At 62.2% G+C, this 17,459-nt stretch carries 11 protein-coding genes; 4 read left to right on the top strand and 7 right to left on the bottom strand.

Going from position 1 to position 17,459, the window contains the following annotated elements; translation table 11 throughout:
- Nucleotides 1-378: 378 nt before the first annotated feature.
- Nucleotides 379-5,067, top strand: coding sequence for a glutamate synthase large subunit (gene gltB / locus ASE36_RS13190; protein ID WP_062281362.1), 4,689 nt, complete (start codon nucleotides 379-381; stop codon nucleotides 5,065-5,067).
- 87 nt (nucleotides 5,068-5,154) lie between these two features.
- Nucleotides 5,155-6,609 carry a glutamate synthase subunit beta gene (locus ASE36_RS13185; RefSeq protein ID WP_062280075.1) on the top strand — a complete coding sequence of 485 codons (1,455 nt, stop codon included), beginning with the start codon at nucleotides 5,155-5,157 and terminating at the stop codon, nucleotides 6,607-6,609.
- Nucleotides 6,610-6,671: 62 nt separating this feature from the next.
- On the opposite strand, the gene ASE36_RS13180 is transcribed toward ASE36_RS13185, so the two are convergent.
- Complete coding sequence (locus ASE36_RS13180; RefSeq protein ID WP_062280072.1) at nucleotides 6,672-7,883, bottom strand: DUF459 domain-containing protein; 1,212 nt, start codon at nucleotides 7,881-7,883, stop codon at nucleotides 6,672-6,674.
- A gap of 116 nt (nucleotides 7,884-7,999) precedes the next feature.
- Nucleotides 8,000-9,154, bottom strand: coding sequence for a lytic murein transglycosylase (locus ASE36_RS13175; protein ID WP_413813661.1), 1,155 nt, complete (start codon nucleotides 9,152-9,154; stop codon nucleotides 8,000-8,002).
- Between the two features lie 283 nt (nucleotides 9,155-9,437).
- Here ASE36_RS13175 and galU point away from each other — a divergent pair, with 283 nt between their 5' ends.
- Nucleotides 9,438-10,325 carry a UTP--glucose-1-phosphate uridylyltransferase GalU gene (gene galU / locus ASE36_RS13170; RefSeq protein ID WP_062280066.1) on the top strand — a complete coding sequence of 296 codons (888 nt, stop codon included), beginning with the start codon at nucleotides 9,438-9,440 and terminating at the stop codon, nucleotides 10,323-10,325.
- 25 nt (nucleotides 10,326-10,350) lie between these two features.
- On the opposite strand, the gene ASE36_RS13165 is transcribed toward galU, so the two are convergent.
- On the bottom strand, nucleotides 10,351-11,877 hold the full coding sequence (locus tag ASE36_RS13165; RefSeq protein WP_244474739.1) for an outer membrane beta-barrel protein: 1,527 nt from the start codon (nucleotides 11,875-11,877) through the stop codon (nucleotides 10,351-10,353).
- 130 nt (nucleotides 11,878-12,007) lie between these two features.
- On the opposite strand from ASE36_RS13165, the gene ASE36_RS13160 reads away from it, so the two are divergent.
- Nucleotides 12,008-13,003, top strand: coding sequence for a KpsF/GutQ family sugar-phosphate isomerase (locus ASE36_RS13160; RefSeq protein ID WP_062280061.1), 996 nt, complete (start codon nucleotides 12,008-12,010; stop codon nucleotides 13,001-13,003).
- A gap of 23 nt (nucleotides 13,004-13,026) precedes the next feature.
- On the opposite strand, the gene ASE36_RS13155 is transcribed toward ASE36_RS13160, so the two are convergent.
- The 4 genes from ASE36_RS13155 to ASE36_RS13140 all read right to left on the bottom strand — a co-directional run bounded on the left by ASE36_RS13155 (nucleotide 13,027) and on the right by ASE36_RS13140 (nucleotide 17,384).
- Nucleotides 13,027-13,485, bottom strand: coding sequence for an NfeD family protein (locus ASE36_RS13155; RefSeq protein WP_062280058.1), 459 nt, complete (start codon nucleotides 13,483-13,485; stop codon nucleotides 13,027-13,029).
- Nucleotides 13,486-13,487: 2 nt separating this feature from the next.
- Nucleotides 13,488-14,522, bottom strand: coding sequence for an SPFH domain-containing protein (locus tag ASE36_RS13150; protein WP_413813655.1), 1,035 nt, complete (start codon nucleotides 14,520-14,522; stop codon nucleotides 13,488-13,490).
- 199 nt (nucleotides 14,523-14,721) lie between these two features.
- A complete protein-coding gene (locus tag ASE36_RS13145) occupies nucleotides 14,722-16,695 on the bottom strand; it encodes a methyl-accepting chemotaxis protein (protein ID WP_062280053.1) in 1,974 nt (657 codons plus the stop codon).
- Between the two features lie 80 nt (nucleotides 16,696-16,775).
- A complete protein-coding gene (locus ASE36_RS13140) occupies nucleotides 16,776-17,384 on the bottom strand; it encodes a hypothetical protein (RefSeq protein ID WP_062280050.1) in 609 nt (202 codons plus the stop codon).
- Nucleotides 17,385-17,459 lie beyond the last annotated feature (75 nt).

Here is a 17,459-nt window from a genome sequence, read left to right as displayed (position 1 = left end):
CCGGTCCGCGGCGGACCATGTCGCTTCAACCGATTCCGCAAGAACCTGAACGGCCAAGAACTGTCGGCGACATAAAGTTGCGCGCGGATCGATGTAACGGTAATTAAGCGTCTCTCCATCCGTTAATTTTCCGTGCGTCCTCTTGCAAGACGGGTTACATTCTGTCATAGAAATTTGAAAATTAGGTCAGATTGATTGACCTAATTCGAGTTTTGGAAGCTCGAGCGCAGGTGTCATGCGGTGGTGATCAAGCCGGGTCAGGCTAGGGTCTCAGCCGTCTGGCGCCCAAAGTCGCGAGAGGTTCCAGATCAACCTGCCCGGTCCGCCGGGCCTATTGGAGGGAAGGCCATGACGAAGCTAACGTCATCCGAAGAGATCATGCGGTCCGCGAGCGCGGAATCGACGGGCGAGAAGCCGGTCGTGCGCGCCGGTCTTCCTGCCAAGCAGGGTCTTTATGATCCGAAAAACGAGCACGATGCCTGCGGCGTCGGCTTCATCGCCCATATGAAGGGCGTCAAGTCGCACCAGATCGTCAAGGACGGGTTGTTCATTCTGGAGAACCTCACCCATCGCGGCGCCGTCGGTGCCGATCCGCTGATGGGCGATGGTGCCGGTATTCTGGTGCAGATCCCGGACCGGTTCTTCCGCGAGGAAATGGCGCTCCAGGGCATCACCCTGCCGAAGGCGGGTGAATATGCCGTTGGCCATTTCTTCTTCCCGCAGGACGAAGAGCAGATCACCCACTTCAAGAAGGTCATCGCCGAGGTCTGTCTGGCCGAGGGCCAGACCCTCCTCGGTTACCGTGACGTACCGGTCGACAACTCTTCGCTGTCGAAGGCGCCGGAGATTGCCGCAACCGAGCCGCGCCAGATCCAGGTTTTCATTGGTGCCGGCCGCGATGCTGCAACCCAGGAGCAGTTCGAGCGTCGCCTGTTCTTGCTGCGCAAGGTGATTTCCAACCGGATCTACGATCAGTATGGTGGCCAGGAAACCGGCTTTTATCCGGTCTCGCTGTCGTCCTCGACCATCGTGTACAAGGGCATGTTCCTTGCCTACCAGGTTGGTGCCTATTACAAGGATCTCGCCGATCCGCGCTTCGAGTCAGCCGTTGCCCTCGTGCATCAGCGCTTCTCCACCAACACCTTCCCCTCCTGGAAGCTGGCCCACCCCTACCGCATGGTCGCCCATAACGGCGAAATCAACACGCTGCGCGGCAACGTCAACTGGATGGCGGCGCGTCAGGCATCGGTCTCCTCGCCGCTCTTCGGCGACGACATCTCCAAGCTCTGGCCGATCTCCTATGAAGGCCAGTCAGATACCGCCTGTTTCGACAACGCGCTCGAATTCCTGCAGCGCGGTGGCTATTCGCTGGCGCATGCCGTGATGATGCTGATCCCCGAAGCCTGGGCCGGCAACCAGCTGATGTCGCCTGAGCGCAAAGCCTTCTACGAATACCATGCGGCGATGATGGAGCCGTGGGATGGTCCGGCCGCCGTTTGCTTTACCGATGGCAAGCAGATTGGTGCGACCCTCGACCGTAACGGCCTGCGTCCGGCCCGTTATCTCGTCACCGACGACGACCGCGTCATCCTCGCGTCGGAAGCAGGTACGCTGCCGGTGCCGGAAGAGCGGATCGTCAAGAAGTGGCGCCTGCAGCCGGGCAAGATGCTGCTCATCGACATGGCCGAAGGTCGCATCATTTCCGACGAGGAAGTGAAGTCGTCGCTGGCTGGCAGCCATCCCTATCGCGAATGGCTCGACCGCACCCAGCTGATCCTCGAAGACCTGAAGCCGGTAGAACCGCGCGCACTGCGCCGTGACGTGTCGCTGCTCGATCGCCAGCAGGCATTTGGCTACACGACCGAAGACACCAAGATCCTGATGTCGCCGATGGCGACCACCGGCCAGGAAGCGATCGGCTCGATGGGAACCGATACGCCGATTTCGGCGATGTCGACCAAGTCGAAGCTGCTTTATACCTATTTCAAGCAGAACTTCGCCCAGGTCACCAACCCGCCGATCGACCCGATCCGCGAAGAGCTCGTCATGAGCCTCGTCTCGTTCATCGGCCCGCGTCCGAACATTCTCGACCATGAAGGCATGGCGAATGCCAAGCGCATGGAAGTGCGCCAGCCGATCCTGACCAATGGCGATCTGGAAAAGATCCGCTCTATCGGTCACATGGAAGACCGCTTCGACACCAAGACGCTCGACTTCACCTATGACGTCGCGCGCGGCGCCGAAGGCATGCCGGAAATGCTCGATCGCCTCTGCGAACGCGCAGAAGCGGCGGTGCGCGGCGGCTACAACATCATCGTGCTTTCCGACCGCCAAATCGGCCCGGATCGCATCGCCATCCCGGCCCTCTTGGCGACTGCGGCCGTGCATCACCACCTGATCCGCAAGGGGCTTCGCACCTCGGTCGGTCTCGTCGTCGAATCGGGTGAGCCGCGCGAAGTGCATCACTTCTGCTGTCTCGCGGGCTTTGGCGCCGAGGCGATCAACCCCTATCTCGCTTTCGACACTCTCACCGATATGCACAAGCATGGGGAATTCCCGAAGGAAGTGTCGGAAGACGAAGTCGTCTATCGCTACATCAAGGCTGTCGGTAAGGGCATCCTCAAGGTCATGTCCAAGATGGGCATCTCGACCTACCAGTCCTATTGCGGCGCGCAGATCTTCGACGCGATTGGTCTCTCGTCCGAGCTGGTCGACAAGTATTTCTTCGGCACGGCGACGACCATCGAAGGCATTGGCCTCACCGAAATCGCAGAGGAAACCGTCGCCCGCCATTCGTCCGCTTTCGGCAAGGATCCGGTTCTCGCCAATACGCTCGATATCGGCGGCGAATATGCCTATCGCATGCGCGGTGAAAATCACGCCTGGAGCCCTGACTCGATCGCCTCGCTGCAGCATGCCGTTCGCGGCAACAGCCAGGAACGCTACCGCGAATTCGCCGAGATGGTGAACGACAGCAATCTTCGGATGAACACCATCCGTGGCCTGTTCAAGATCAAGTCGGCGGAAGCGCTCGGCCGCAAACCTGTGTCCATCGACGAGGTCGAGCCGGCGGTCGAGATCGTCAAGCGTTTCTCGACAGGCGCCATGTCCTTCGGGTCGATCAGCCGTGAGGCGCATACGACGCTGGCGATCGCCATGAACCGGATCGGCGGTAAGTCGAACACCGGCGAGGGCGGCGAAGAGAGTGATCGTTACCTGCCGCTGGCGGACGGGTCGTCGAACCCCGAGCGTTCGGCGATCAAGCAGATCGCGTCCGGCCGCTTTGGCGTGACGACCGAATACCTGGTCAATGCCGACATGCTGCAGATCAAGGTCGCGCAAGGGGCGAAGCCCGGCGAAGGCGGCCAGTTGCCCGGTCACAAGGTCGATGCCACCGTTGCCAAAACCCGTCACTCGACCCCGGGTGTGGGTCTGATCTCGCCGCCGCCGCATCACGACATCTATTCGATCGAAGATCTGGCGCAGCTGATCTACGACCTGAAGAACGTCAACCCGGAGGCCGATGTCTCGGTCAAGCTCGTCTCGGAAGTCGGCGTCGGCACGGTTGCTGCCGGCGTTGCCAAGGCGCGCGCCGACCATATCACTGTATCCGGCTTCGACGGCGGCACGGGCGCTTCGCCGCTCACCTCGCTGAAGCATGCGGGTAGCCCGTGGGAAATTGGCCTTGCCGAGACGCAGCAGACGCTGGTGCTGAACGGGCTTCGTTCGCGCATCGCGCTGCAGGTCGACGGTGGTCTGAAGACCGGCCGCGACGTGATCATCGGCGCGCTGCTGGGCGCCGACGAGTTCGGCTTTGCGACGGCGCCGCTGATCGCGGCCGGCTGCATCATGATGCGCAAGTGCCACCTCAACACGTGTCCCGTTGGCGTTGCCACTCAGGATCCGGTGCTGCGCAAGCGCTTCAAGGGCACGCCGGAGCATGTCATCAACTACTTCTTCTTCGTCGCCGAAGAGGTGCGCGAGATCCTGGCTTCGCTTGGCGTTACCAAGCTCGACGAGATCATCGGTGCTTCCGAGCTCCTGGAGAAGGACGAGATGCTCGCCCACTGGAAGGCCAAGGGGCTCGACTTCTCGAAGATCTTCCACAAGGTTGACGCGCCGAAGTCTGCCACCTACTGGACCGAGCGCCAGAACCACCCGATCATCGACATTCTCGATCGCAAGTTGATCGAGAAGGCGATGCCGTCGCTGGAAGCCAAACAGCCTGTCGTCTTCGACGTCGACATCAAGAATGTCGACCGTTCGGCCGGCGCGATGCTGTCTGGCGAAGTTGCCAAGCGCTACGGCCACAAGGGTCTGAAGGATGATACGATCCATGTGACGCTGAACGGCACCGCCGGTCAGTCCTTCGGCGCGTTCCTCGCGCGTGGCATCACCTTCGATCTCGTGGGTGATGGCAACGACTATGTCGGCAAGGGTCTTTCGGGTGGCCGCATCATCGTGCGCCCGCCGGAAAATGCCCGCATCATTGCTGAAAACTCGATCATCGTTGGCAACACCGTGCTTTACGGCGCGATAGCAGGCGAATGCTACTTCCGTGGCGTGGCCGGTGAACGCTTCGCTGTCCGTAACTCGGGTGCGATTGCCGTCGTCGAGGGCGTGGGTGACCACGGCTGCGAATACATGACGGGCGGCGTGGTCGTCGTGCTCGGCGAGACGGGCCGCAACTTCGCGGCCGGCATGTCGGGCGGCGTGGCTTACGTTCTCGACGAGAGCGGCGATTTCGCCAAGCGCTGCAACATGGCCATGGTCGAACTCGAGCCGGTTCCGGAAGAGGACGACATGCTGGAGAAGCTGCACCATCACGGCGGCGACCTCATGCACAAGGGCCTCGTGGACGTGTCGGGCGACATGACGCGCCATGACGAGGAGCGCCTCTACCAGCTGATCTCGAACCATCTGCATTACACGGGCTCGAACCGCGCCAAGCAGATCCTCGACAGCTGGGCCGAGTATCGCCCGAAGTTCCGCAAGGTCATGCCGGTGGAGTACCGCCGCGCGCTTGAGGAGATGGAACGCATGCGCATGGGCGTCGCCGCCGAATGATTGCCACCTCGACATCCCGGATGGACCGGGATGTCGCCGCCCACGGCTCGGCCGTGCAGTTGAAGCTCAGATTAGCAGGACTTTAAAATGGGCAAGGTTACAGGTTTCATGGAAATCGACCGGCAGGTGGCGAAGTATCAGCCGGCCTCCGACCGTATCCGCCATTTCCGCGAATTCACCATTCCCATGTCGGATCCGGAAGTGACCAAGCAGGCGGCGCGCTGCATGGATTGTGGCATTCCCTATTGCCATGGTCCGACTGGCTGTCCGGTGCATAACCAGATCCCGGACTGGAACGACCTCGTTTATAACAACAAGTGGGAGGAGGCGATCCGCAACCTCCACTCGACCAATAACTTCCCGGAATTCACCGGTCGCGTCTGCCCGGCCCCTTGCGAGGAAGCCTGCACGCTGAACCTCGAAGATGCGCCGGTCGCGATCAAGACCGTGGAGCAGGCGATTGCCGACAAAGCCTATGAACTCGGCTTCATCGTGCCGCAGCCGGCAACGATCCATACCGGCAAGAAGGTGGCGATCATCGGCTCGGGTCCGTCGGGTCTTGCCGCTGCCCAGCAGCTCGGCCGCGCTGGCCATGAAGTTCATGTCTACGAGCGCGAAACCAAGCCCGGCGGCCTGCTGCGCTACGGCATTCCTGATTTCAAGATGGAGAAGAACTTTATCGATCGGCGCGTCGAGCAGATGAAGGGCGAAAACGTCACCTTCCATTGCGGCGTGAATGTCGGCGTCGACGTGACCGTCGAGAAGCTGCGTGCCGATTATGACGCCGTGCTCTATTGCGGTGGTTCGGAAACCCCGCGCGAGGCCGGCATTCCCGGCGTCGAATTCCATGGCGTCCACGACGCCATGCCCTATCTCGTGCAGCAGAACCGCCGCGTTGGTCGCGAAAACATCGACAGCAATGGCTGGCCTGCCGATCCGATCCTCGCCGGCGGCAAGCATGTCGTCGTCGTCGGTGGTGGTGACACGGCGTCGGACTGCGTCGGCACGGCCTTCCGTCAGGGCGCCGTCAAGGTGACCCAGCTCGACATCCGCCCGCGCCCGCCGCAGACCGAAGACAAGCTCGCCGTCTGGCCCTTCTGGGCGACCAAGATGCGCACCTCGTCGAGCCAAGCCGAAGGTGCCGTGCGCGAATTCCAGGTGGCAACGCTCGAATTCGTCGGCGAAGACGGCGTGCTGACCGGCGTGAAGTGCTGCCAGGTCGACGAGCGCCGCAAGCCGATCCCGGGCACCGAGTTCATCATCAAGGCCGATCTTGCCTTCATCGCCATCGGCTTTTCCGGTCCCTTCACGGACAGTGTGCTGAAGGAACTCGACGGCAAGCTCACGCTCAATACCGACCGTCGCGGTTCGACCAATGTCGTTGCCAACGAGAAGGACTATCGTTCGTCGGTCGACAAGCTCTGGGTTGCGGGCGATGCCCGTCGTGGCCAGTCGCTGGTGGTCTGGGCGATCCGTGAGGGCCGCCAGGCGGCCCGCGCCATCGACGAGGCACTGATGGGCGAAAGCGTGCTGCCGCGCTGAGACGCGCCTTCCGCTTCAAGCTTTGAAAGGGTCGCTCGCGGGCGGCCCTTTTTCTTGCGGGATCAGGGTGTCGCGACGGTATCCACCGGGCGCTGCACATAATCCACGCGGCCGACGGGCGGGTCGGGCAGCTTGCCGCTGCGGACCAGCATGTCGCGCGCCGACTTTTGCCCCGTTGCGGGCAGAGGAGCGCCGCCTAGCAGTTCGGTTGCCCCGTCCAGTTCCGGGTCGAAAAGGTCGATCGGCGGCGTGCTGACGATGCCTTTGTCTTCTTTGACGGGTGGCAGATCGATTAGGGCCGGGAGGTTGGTTGCGTCGAGACGCACCAGATCCGGGCTGCTCATGTCGCCGAGCAGGCGGCGCACGGATTTCTCCACATAGAAAGCGAGCTTGCGTTTGCCGGGGGCGGTGAAGCCGATGCCGTCATTGCCGCGCAGGCGGACGGGCTGGCCGTTGATATCCGAGCCGGTCACGATAAAGCGGCCGTCCTGGTCGACGAAGCCGTCCCAGACATCGACAAATTCGCCGCCGAGCTTTTCGATGTTCGTGCGGTAGAGCGTGTTCAGCCGCAGCGCGTCTGCCGTCATGTTCTGCGTCCGGAATGCCGGAAGGCCGACCCAGATCAACGGAATCTTGGCCTTGACTGCGACCTCGGCGAGCGCGGTTACGCGGGTGGCATAGGCGGTAAACCAGGCATCGGTGCGGAAATCGTATTTCGCAGCCGCGGTCACCAGTTGCTGGCGGTCGTTGGCGCCGATCTGGATCACGACCACGCTCGGGCGGAGTTCCGAGATCAGGCCCGGAAGTGTGCCGGTCCAGTCGTAGAAATCGTCGCGCACAAGGCCGGAGGAGCCGTTGGCGCGGGTCTCGATCACCACGCCCGGTGCATCCTCGAAGGCGCTTTTCAGACCCTCACCCAGGCCGCCAGCAACGAAGTCGCCGATGACCAGGACCTTCTTTGCATTGTCCAGTTTTTCCGGTGGCGGTGGGGCGGCGGGGACGGCGCGGCTTGTTGGCGCACGGGTGTCGATCCTGGTGATGCTGCCGCCGGTCTTCTTGCGCGGCCGCGGTTCCCTAATCGGGCGTCGGACCTCGCGCGGGGGCACGTATTCGGGCTGGCGCGTGCCGAACAGCACGTCAAACAGCGTACGGCGACGCTCCAATTGCTGGGCCTGCGTTTCGACGCTCACCAAGGCGGTGGCCGCAATCACCACGGCCAGAGCCAGGCTTGCAAGGCGGGTCAGGCGGCTGAAAGCAACGCGCCGAATTGTCATTGCGATCTCCTCCGCTCTTGCTCTTGGCCTGCCAAAAAGATGCGGCCGACGCGATGCCCGTTGTGGAGCGCGCCGGCCGGCAAGTCAATCTGCGGTCCGTCCTGATGGGGATCGTGTCAGTTACGCAGGGCTTCGAGCAGGACACGCGACGGCTGGCCATCGGCCGCCATGCCGAGGCGCTGCTGGATGGCGGCGATCGCAGCCTTGGAGCCCGAACCGAAATTGCCGTCGATCTTGCCGTCATAATAGCCGAGCGCCTGCATGCGCGTCTGCAACTCGAACTTTTCCTTCATGTCGAGCGTGCCGTCCGGCCGCGGCCAGCGCTGCTGCATGCCGCCATAGCCGGCGATTTCGTCGGCCAGCAGGCCGACGCCGAGCGCATAGCTGTCGGCGGCGTTGTAGCGCTTGAGGACGAAGAAGTTCTTCGTCATCAGGAAGCCTGGGCCATTCGAGCCGCCGAGCATCTTGAGTTCGGCGCGCTCTGCACCGTTCTTGAAGCCCTTGCCGGAGGGACGGGCAAAGCCAAGCGCCTGCCACTGGGCGAGCGTCTTGGTCTGACCTGCGAACTTGGAGCCCCCTTGCGGTACGACCGTCTCATAGCCCCAGGTGCGGCCGGTCTGCCAGCCGTTCTTGGCCAGGAGATTGGCGGCTGTTGCCAGCGCATCAGGCACCGAGTGCCAGATGTCCTTGGTGCCATTGCCATCGGCGTCGATACCGTAAAGCAGATAGCTCGACGGGATGAACTGGGTATGGCCCATGGCGCCCGCCCAGGAGCCCATCAGGTTCTTGTTCGAGACGTCGCCGTTCTGCAGCATCTTCAGGGCCGCAACCAGCTGGGTGCGGGCATATTTCGCGCGCTTCTTGTCGGCATAGGCGAGCGTCGCCAGAGAACGCGGCACATTGTGCAGACGGTCAGGGCGTTCAAGGGCGGCCCCGTAATTCGTTTCCATCGACCAGATGGCGAGAATGACGTGCTTGTCGACGCCGAAATGGTTCTCCAGCGCCTTCATCAGCCCACCATGCTTGGCGAGCATTTCCTGACCGATCTTCACGGTGTAGGGGTTTACCCGGCTGTCCAGGTAGTCCCAGATCTCCGACTTGAACTCGGGCTGATAGCCCGCCTTTTCCAGCACAAACTGGTCGGGTTCCTTTACCCCGGCGAAGGCCTGGCGGTAGGTCTTCTCCGTGATGCCGCTCTTCGCCGCAATCGGATAGAAGTCGCGAATCCATTTCTGGAAGCCAGCGTCGGCAAAAGCCTGCACCGGCATCATGGCCGTCGACAGGGTCAAGGCGATGGCGCCGATAAGGCTGGACCTCAGAAGCCTGGGCCCAAGAACCCTGGGATGGTGTCTTTTCATGGGCATCTCCCCTTTCGTTCTTCGGTATGCAGCCGGAACAAAGGCTGTTCACGCCAGGTTAATGCTGTTCAGTCAACAAACCTTTACCATGTGGCCCCGGCCGGGCTCGGTCTTTGCGATTCTTAAGCACTTCTATGTTACTGGCCGTGACTGCGGTATGATGGCGTAAATCGATTAGATCCTCGAGGAGGAATGAGTGGTTCAGACTAAAAAGCTCCGCAAAGCCGTTTTTCCCGTTGCCGGCCTCGGCACGCGTTTCCTGCCCGCAACCAAGGCGGTTCCGAAGGAAATGCTCACCGTCGTCGACAAGCCTGTCATCCAGTATGTGGTTGACGAGGCGATCGAGGCGGGCATCGAACATTTCGTCTTCGTGACGGGACGCGGAAAAGCCGTCATCGAGGATTATTTCGACATCCAGTTCGAACTTGAGCAGACGCTGAAAGCCCGCAACAAGAACGCCGAACTGTCACTCCTGAGCGATCTGCAGCCGACCGCCGGGCAAACCAGCTTCACACGCCAGCAGGAACCTCTCGGTCTTGGCCACGCCGTTTGGTGCGCCCGCGACATCGTCGGTCATGAGCCCTTTGCGCTGCTTCTGCCTGACATGATTATGCGCGGCGAAAAGGCCTGCCTCAAGGGCATGGTTGAACTTTATGAAAAGACCGGCGGCAATATTGTGGCCGTCGAGGAATGCGCGCCGGAACAAGCGCATAAATACGGTATCGTCGGCGTCGGCGAGACGCTTGAGGGTGGTTTCAAGATTACCGAGATGGTTGAGAAGCCGGCCAAGGGGACTGCACCTTCGAACTTCTTCATCAATGGCCGCTACATCCTGCAGCCGGAGATTTTCGAGATCCTGTCGACGCAGGAGCGGGGCGCCGGCAACGAGATCCAGCTGACCGACGGCATGCTGAAGCTTGCCAAGAGCCAGGATTTCGCTGGGTACCACTTCAAGGGTCAGACTTTCGACTGCGGCGCCAAGGACGGCTTCATTCTCGCCAATGTCGCCTTTGCCATCGAGCGCCCGGACATCCGTCCGTCCATCGAACAGGAACTGAAGGCAATTCTCGCCGCTCTGAAATAAGGTTGAATTGGCTGACCGCCGAGCCTTAGCGCTTGGCGGTCAGGCCGACCAGTGCGGTCACCGTATCGGTGTCGCCAGCAGATTTGTAATCGTTGCGCTCATAGGTCAGGTCAGCCGTCGCGTCGAGGTAACGATTGACCTTCCAGGTCAAACCCGCCCCCGCATTGTAGACCGTCTTGTCGGCAGAGGCGCCCGCGTCGTCATAACGGCTGACCGAAGCGCCGCCGGTGAGGCGTGCAACCAGATTGCTGCGGATGTCATGGGCAAGGCTCACGTCGATGCTATGGATTGCCGCACCACTGACGCCGGCTGCAGTCGACGGATCAAGGGTGGTGGCGAGCGTGGCGTCAACAGTGGTTCCCTCGCGCGGTGACCAGAAGATGTTGCCATCCACCGTCACCGCCGACAGATCCTCCAGGCGGTTGTCGTCGAACCGTTGTTGTTCGTAGCCCAGCGCCACTTCGCCGCGCAGCTTTTCTCCCAGATCGAGCGTCACACCGGTCTTGGCGCCGTAAATGTCGGCCGAGCGGCGATATCCGCTGGAATCGACGCTGTCGTCATAGATGACCTTGCCGGTCGTTGCCTCGATGAAGGGCGTCAGCGCGGTCGAGAGTTCCACGCCGAGGCGCGCACTGACCGTGGCGCGGGTACGGTTGCGATCGCTGCGGTCTACGGTCGTGCCATCAGAAAGTTCGGCGTCGGAATAGAGATAACGGCTTGCCTGCGTGGCAATCGAGCCGCGCAGAATGCCGAGGTCGCGCTCGATCGACACACCGCCATCGAACTGGTGCACGCCCGACTGGACGCTCGCACCGGAAATGGCATTCGGATCATCGGTATCTTCGCGGCTGAAACTATAGGCGCCGCTGATATTGGCGACGGTATCATCGGCGAGGTCGAGGCGCAGGTTTGCGTCGATCCGCGCGCGCGGCTTGTCGGTGCCGTCGCCGGAAAGAGTCTCCTGCCAGGCGCCTTCACCGCCGATGGTGAGTTCATGCCGCGACCAGTCGGACGTGATGGTGCCTTTGAGGCCGGTTTCCGAAAAGACCCGTTTTTCCGTGCCGGTCGATGTCTTTTCCCGTTCGATGCCGATCTGCTGGCTGAGGGCAGGGCGCAGAATGAGCGTGCCGAGACGGATACCCATATCAGCCTCCTCGTCGCGACGAATCCGGGCAGCGGCTGGATTGTCGAGCCGCGTTTCGCGCAAATTCTGCCGGCCGAGATCGTCATCCAGCGGGGCCGCATCGGCAGTGTCACCGTCGGGCGGGAGAGCCGGAGCGGGCGTCGTGGTCGCGGTGGCGGTCGGATCGGTTTGAGCGGCAGCCGCGGTCGGATCGGTCGGGCCTGCCAGAAGAGCGGTCGTGTCGGACGCGGTGGCGCTGCCGCCATTAGGCATCAGCCAATTGGTCGTCCCGGTCGTGGCTGTCGTCGGTGTCTGGGCCTGCTGGGCGGCAAGCGGCAAGGGCAGGGCAAAGACATGGGCGGCCAGCAACGCGGTCATGCCGCGCAGCCCGAGGCGCTTGCAGCCCCGCAGTCCCGTCTTTTCATTCATCTTCATCTGTCCGCCCGGCGCTCCGTCATGCTTACCGAAAGGTAAAGCCAGGTGGTTAATGTTTGGTTTCGGCATAGCCCTTGCGCGGGTCTGATTTACAGAGACGTCCAAACGCAGTAAGGGACGGGCCATGATCAAGCGCGCCGCCAATCTCGTCGAAGCCAGTGCCACTCAGTCCGCGATCCGGGTCGTTGCGACCGAGCGGGAGGGGCTACAGGTACTGGAAGATGCCCTTGCGGGGCCGCTCGCCGCGCCCTTCGGCAATGCCGTTAAAGCCATCGGCGATATCGGCGGCCGGGTCATCGTTACCGGGGTCGGCAAGAGCGGCCATATTGGCTCGAAGATCGCTGCCACTTTCGCCTCGACCGGCACGCCTGCCTTTTTCGTGCATCCCTCGGAGGCCAATCACGGCGATCTGGGCATGATCGCGCAGGATGATGCGATCCTCGCCATTTCCTGGGGCGGCGAAACGGCGGAACTGCAGGGCATTCTCGCCTTCTCCCGCCGGTTCTCAATCCCGCTGATCGCAATCACCTCGGGCGAGAATTCAACGCTTGCACGCAATGCCGATGTCGTGCTGCTGATGCCGAAGGTGACCGAGGCCTGCCCGCACGGACTGGCGCCGACCACGTCTGCCGTGCTGCAGCTGGCGATTGGCGACGCCATCGCGATTGCGCTGCTTGAGGCCCGTGGTTTTTCGCCCTCGGATTTCCGCACCTTCCATCCCGGCGGCAAGCTGGGTGCAGCACTCACCCATGTGCGCGACATCATGCATACCGGTGACCGGTTGCCGCTGGTGCCGCTCGGCACGTCCATGCCGGATGCGGTGAAGACCCTATCGCACAAGCGCTTCGGCTGCGTTGGCGTCGTAGACGCCGGCGGCAAGCTTTGCGGGATCGTGACGGAAGGCGACATGGCCCGCAATCTGGCGCGCGATCTCTCCGTCCTCAATGTCGAGCATGTGATGACCGCCAATCCCAAGGTGATCCAGGGCGATGCCCTGGCGACCACAGCCGCGGCCATGATCAACAAGCTCGGTATCGGCGCGCTGATGGTGGTCGACGACCACGATCATCCGATCGGCCTCATCCACTTCCACGACCTGCTGCGCATCGGCGTCGCCTGAGGCCTGTCGGGCGTCTTTGAGCGTTAGGTACGTTCCACCGTCAAATCGCGGCCATTGCTGGCGACGACGCGGACCTGGGTGCCGGCGGCCAAATCAGGGCCGAAGACGATCCAGAACGTATCGTCAAGACGAATGCGGCCGCGACCTTCTCGGATCGGCTCTGCGAGCGTCGCCGTGCGACCGACGAGGCTTGCGCCGCGCTGGTTGAGGAGCGGTTCGTCGCTGCCGATATCGGCGCGGCCGTAATAGCGGCGGCCCGCAAGGGTAAAGGCGACGGAGGCAAAGGCGAAGACCAGCGCCTGCACCTGCCAGCTCCAAGCCGTAAGGTCCCAGAGCAGGAGGGAGAGGGCGCCGGTTGCGAGCGCTGCAAGCCCGATCCAGACCAGAAATACACCGGGCATCAGCAGCTCGGCTGCGAGCAGCAGCATGCCGAGCACCCACCAGCTCCAGGGACCGAGTTCGGTGATGATGCGGGCCGTCATCGTCACGTCTCGCTGCTGTGGCCGAAGGGATTGACGGTGGGCGTGGTGCGCGCGGGGGGCGCAACGCGGGGCGCTGCGGCCGGGGCCGCAGGCGTCGCCGGCCGCACGGGCCGAGCGCCTTGTTCACCGAAGACTTCGCGGGCAATGGCGCCGATGCCGCCCAGAGAGCCGACCAGTGCCGAGGCCTCCATCGGCATCAACACGATCTTGGAATTGCTGGCGGTACCGATCGCGGTCATGGCTTCCGTGTATTTTTGCGCCACGAAGTAGTTGATGGCGTTGAGGTTACCGGCGGCGATCGCCTCCGAGACCATGCGCGTCGCCTTGGCTTCGGCTTCGGCCAGACGTTCGCGGGCTTCCGCTTCGCGGTAAGCCGCCTCGCGCTGACCTTCGGCTTCGAGGATCGCCGACTGCTTGGCACCCTCGGCGCGCAGGATCTGCGCATTGCGGAAACCTTCGGCTTCGAGCACCTGCGCGCGCTTCTCGCGTTCCGCCTTCATCTGCCGGCCCATGGCGTCAACGAGATCGACCGGCGGCTGGATGTCCTTGATCTCGACGCGGGTGACCTTGATGCCCCAGGGGCGCACGGCTTCGTCGACGACCTTAAGCAGCCGGTCGTTGATCACCTCACGGTTCGACAGCAATTCGTCGAGGTCCATCGAGCCCATGACCGAGCGGATATTGGTCATGGTGAGATTGAGGATGGCATTTTCGAGATTGGCGACCTGATAGGCGGCTTCGGCGGCGTTCAGCACTTGGTAGAAGGCGACGGCGTCGGCCGAGACCGAGGCGTTGTCCTTGGTGATCACCTCCTGGGTCGGCACGTCGAGGACCTGTTCCATGACATTCATCTTTGCGCCGATGCGTTCGATAAAGGGCACGATCAGGTTGAGGCCGGGCTCCAGCGTACGGGTGTAGCGGCCAAACCGCTCGATCGTGTAGCGATAGCCCTGCGGCACAGTCTTGATCCCGGCAAAAAGAACGAGAACGACCAGCGCCACCAGCGCAATGACGACAATATCCGGACCTGCAATCATGATCTTTTCCCCTCCCCAAACGGCTGCATCCGGCCGCGTTCCATGCGGCTAACATCGTGACATGACACGGGGATTGCAAGAGGCGGTTGGTCTGGCGGGCAAGGCAGAGGGGATCAACAGCACTTTAAAAGGAAAAGGCGGAGGATGACCCTCCGCCTTTCATCATCGTATGCTCGCGATCTTGCGGTCGCAGCGTTGCTCAGAACTCTTCCCAGTTGTCCTGGGCGACGGCGGCATTGCTGTGGGCGCGCGGGGCGGGGGCCGAGGCACGGGCCGGCTGTGCCGCAGGGCGCGGCGCTGCTGCGCGTGCTGCCGGTGCTGCCGGCTGGCTCGGACGAGCCATGGCGCGGGCGGTATCGCGGAGAGCGCTTGCCTGGGCCGTCTGGGCGCCTTCGATCTTGAAGTGCGAGATCAGGTCGCGGAGCTTGGCGGCTTCGGCGGCCAGTGCGCCGGAGGCGGCATTGGATTCCTCGACCATGGCGGCGTTCTGCTGGGTCGTCTGGTCCATGGCGTTGACCGCATGGTTGACTTCCGAGAGGCCCGTTGCCTGTTCCTTTGCCGAGATCGCGATCGCATCCATGTGGGTGTTCATCTCGCTGATGAAACCACCGATGGTGCGCAGTGCCTCGCCGGTCTTGCGGACGAGATCGACGCCGCCGGCGACTTCCGTCGACGAGTTCTGGATGAGGGCCTTGATCTCCTTGGCAGCATTTGCCGAGCGCTGGGCGAGTTCGCGGACTTCCTGGGCGACGACGGCAAAGCCTTTGCCGGCTTCACCGGCACGCGCGGCTTCGACACCGGCGTTCAGCGCCAAAAGGTTGGTCTGGAAGGCGATCTCGTCGATGACCCCGATGATGTTGGAGATCTGCTGCGACGAGCCTTCGATGCGGCGCATGGCTTCTTCGGCCCGGGCGACGACTTCCGACGACTGGTTGGCGGAGGTGTTGGCATGGGCGGCGACCGAGCGTGCCTCTTCGGTGCGCTTGGTCGAGTTGACCACATTGGCGGTGATCTCTTCGACGGCGGCTGCGGTTTCCTCGAGTGCGGCTGCCTGCTGTTCCGTGCGCTTCGACAGATGGTCGGTGCCCGAGGCGATTTCGCGGGTGCCGGTTTCCATGGTGGCGACGCTGTTGGTGATGCCGGCGAGCGTTTCGTTCAGCTGGCGGACCGAGAGGTTGAAGTCGTTACGCAGCTGTTCGAAGTCCGACGCGAAGGCTTCGTTGATCTGGAAGGCAAGGTCGCCGGCTGCCAGACGCTGGAGGCCAGCTGCCAGGCCCGAGGTTGCGATGCGCAGGCGTTCGGCGGCATCGGCTTCGGCGCGCTGCTGGTCGGCGATGCGGTCAGCCTCGGCCCGCTTGCGGTTCTCCTCCGCTTCTGCTTCCAGTCGCTTGTTGGCGATGGCGGCCTCGCGGAAGATCTGCATGGAGCCGGCCATGCGACCGATCTCGTCCTTGCCGCCCTGCTCGATGCTGACGTCGAGATCGCCATTGGCGAGGCGTGAAGTTGCTTCGGCCAGCTTGCCGAGCGGACGGGACACGAGCTGGAAGTTGAGGAAGCCCATGAGGATAGCCGCAATGCCGACGACGACGGAGGCAAGAAGGCTGACATTCTCAACGATGCCAAGAGCGTCATGCTGGGTCGAGGCCGAGGTTGCGGCACGCGCGGCCATGCCGGTCTTCACGGCCTGGAGGCTTTCATTGAAGGATTTGACCAGCTTCTCGCCTTCACCGGTGACTTCGATGGCGCGGGCCAGTTCAACCGACTGCGGATCACGCATCAGCGAAATCTGACGCTCGACGATCTTGGTGCGCCAGTCGCCGACGGCTGCGAAGGCATCCTTCAGCTTCGGTAGCTCTGTCGGGGCCTGTTCAGCGAACAGTTTCTCAAGGTCGGCCATATCCTTGACGACTTCCGCGATGCCCGCCTCAGCTGCCGCCGAATATTCGCGGTTGCCGGTCAGCAGGAAGGTCTTGAGGTTGAGATCGGTGACCGACAGATCGCCGGAGAATTCGGTAATTGTGTCGACCAGTTGGTTGACGAGCCCGCTTTCCTCGACCTGATGGCTTGCGACCAGGGCGCGGTTGTAGATGAAGGTGGACGAGGCGATGGCGATGGCTGCCAGAATGCCAAAGGCGACGAAGCCCTTGGCGCTGACAGAGATGTTCTTCAGCATGGTCTATTCCCGTCTCTATAGGGGAGAGTGTGCAACATGGTTTGCGGACACGGCCACCCTCATGGCGCCGTGGCGGTCACTCAGGAACCGGCCTGCATACGTCTTTCGAGTTCCGTCAGGTTCAATTCGACCGTGACGGCACCGATTTTCTTCTTCTCGGCGGAAACGATGGTGAAGCTCACCTGATCGCGCCAGATCTTCGCTTCATCGTCCCATTCGGGCTCATCAACGAAGAGCGCATCATCGCCGACGGCAAAGGTTTTCTGATATTTGTCTTCATCACCCTGCCAGAAGTCGCTGGTGACCGAGCTCTGGCCGACATTGAGGCCGGTCTGGTCCATCACGAAGACTTCAGCATAAAGGCCAAGCGACTTGCCCTGGATGCGGGCGAGATAGACGGAGAGCGGGCTCGACAGCGTTGCTGCGATCAGCGGCTTGTCGGCGGCTTCGCGCTCGGCCTTCCACTGGTTGTCGAGTGCGTCGATCTTGTCCTGCGACAGGTTGTTGAAGCGCTGGTTCTGGGCTTCGACGGACACCTGAACGATTTCAGTATCGATGAACTTGCGCATTTCTGCGATGATCGCAGGCGTGACAAGCTTGGCAACGTCGGGCTTCGGAGGCTCGGCGAGAGCCGGGCCTACAGAGAGGACCAGGGCCGCGATGGCTGCGGTCGATTTCAGAATTCTCATGGCAAACTCCTTCAGTTGCCGAGAATTCTAGCAGTCATTGTTAAATGCACTCTTAATATAAGAATTCACACCTAT

It is taken from the genome of Rhizobium sp. Root274 (assembly GCF_001429245.1).
GTDB lineage: Bacteria > Pseudomonadota > Alphaproteobacteria > Rhizobiales > Rhizobiaceae > Allorhizobium.
Note: the sequence above shows the minus strand (reverse complement) of the source record. Positions and strands in the feature narration are given on the sequence as shown.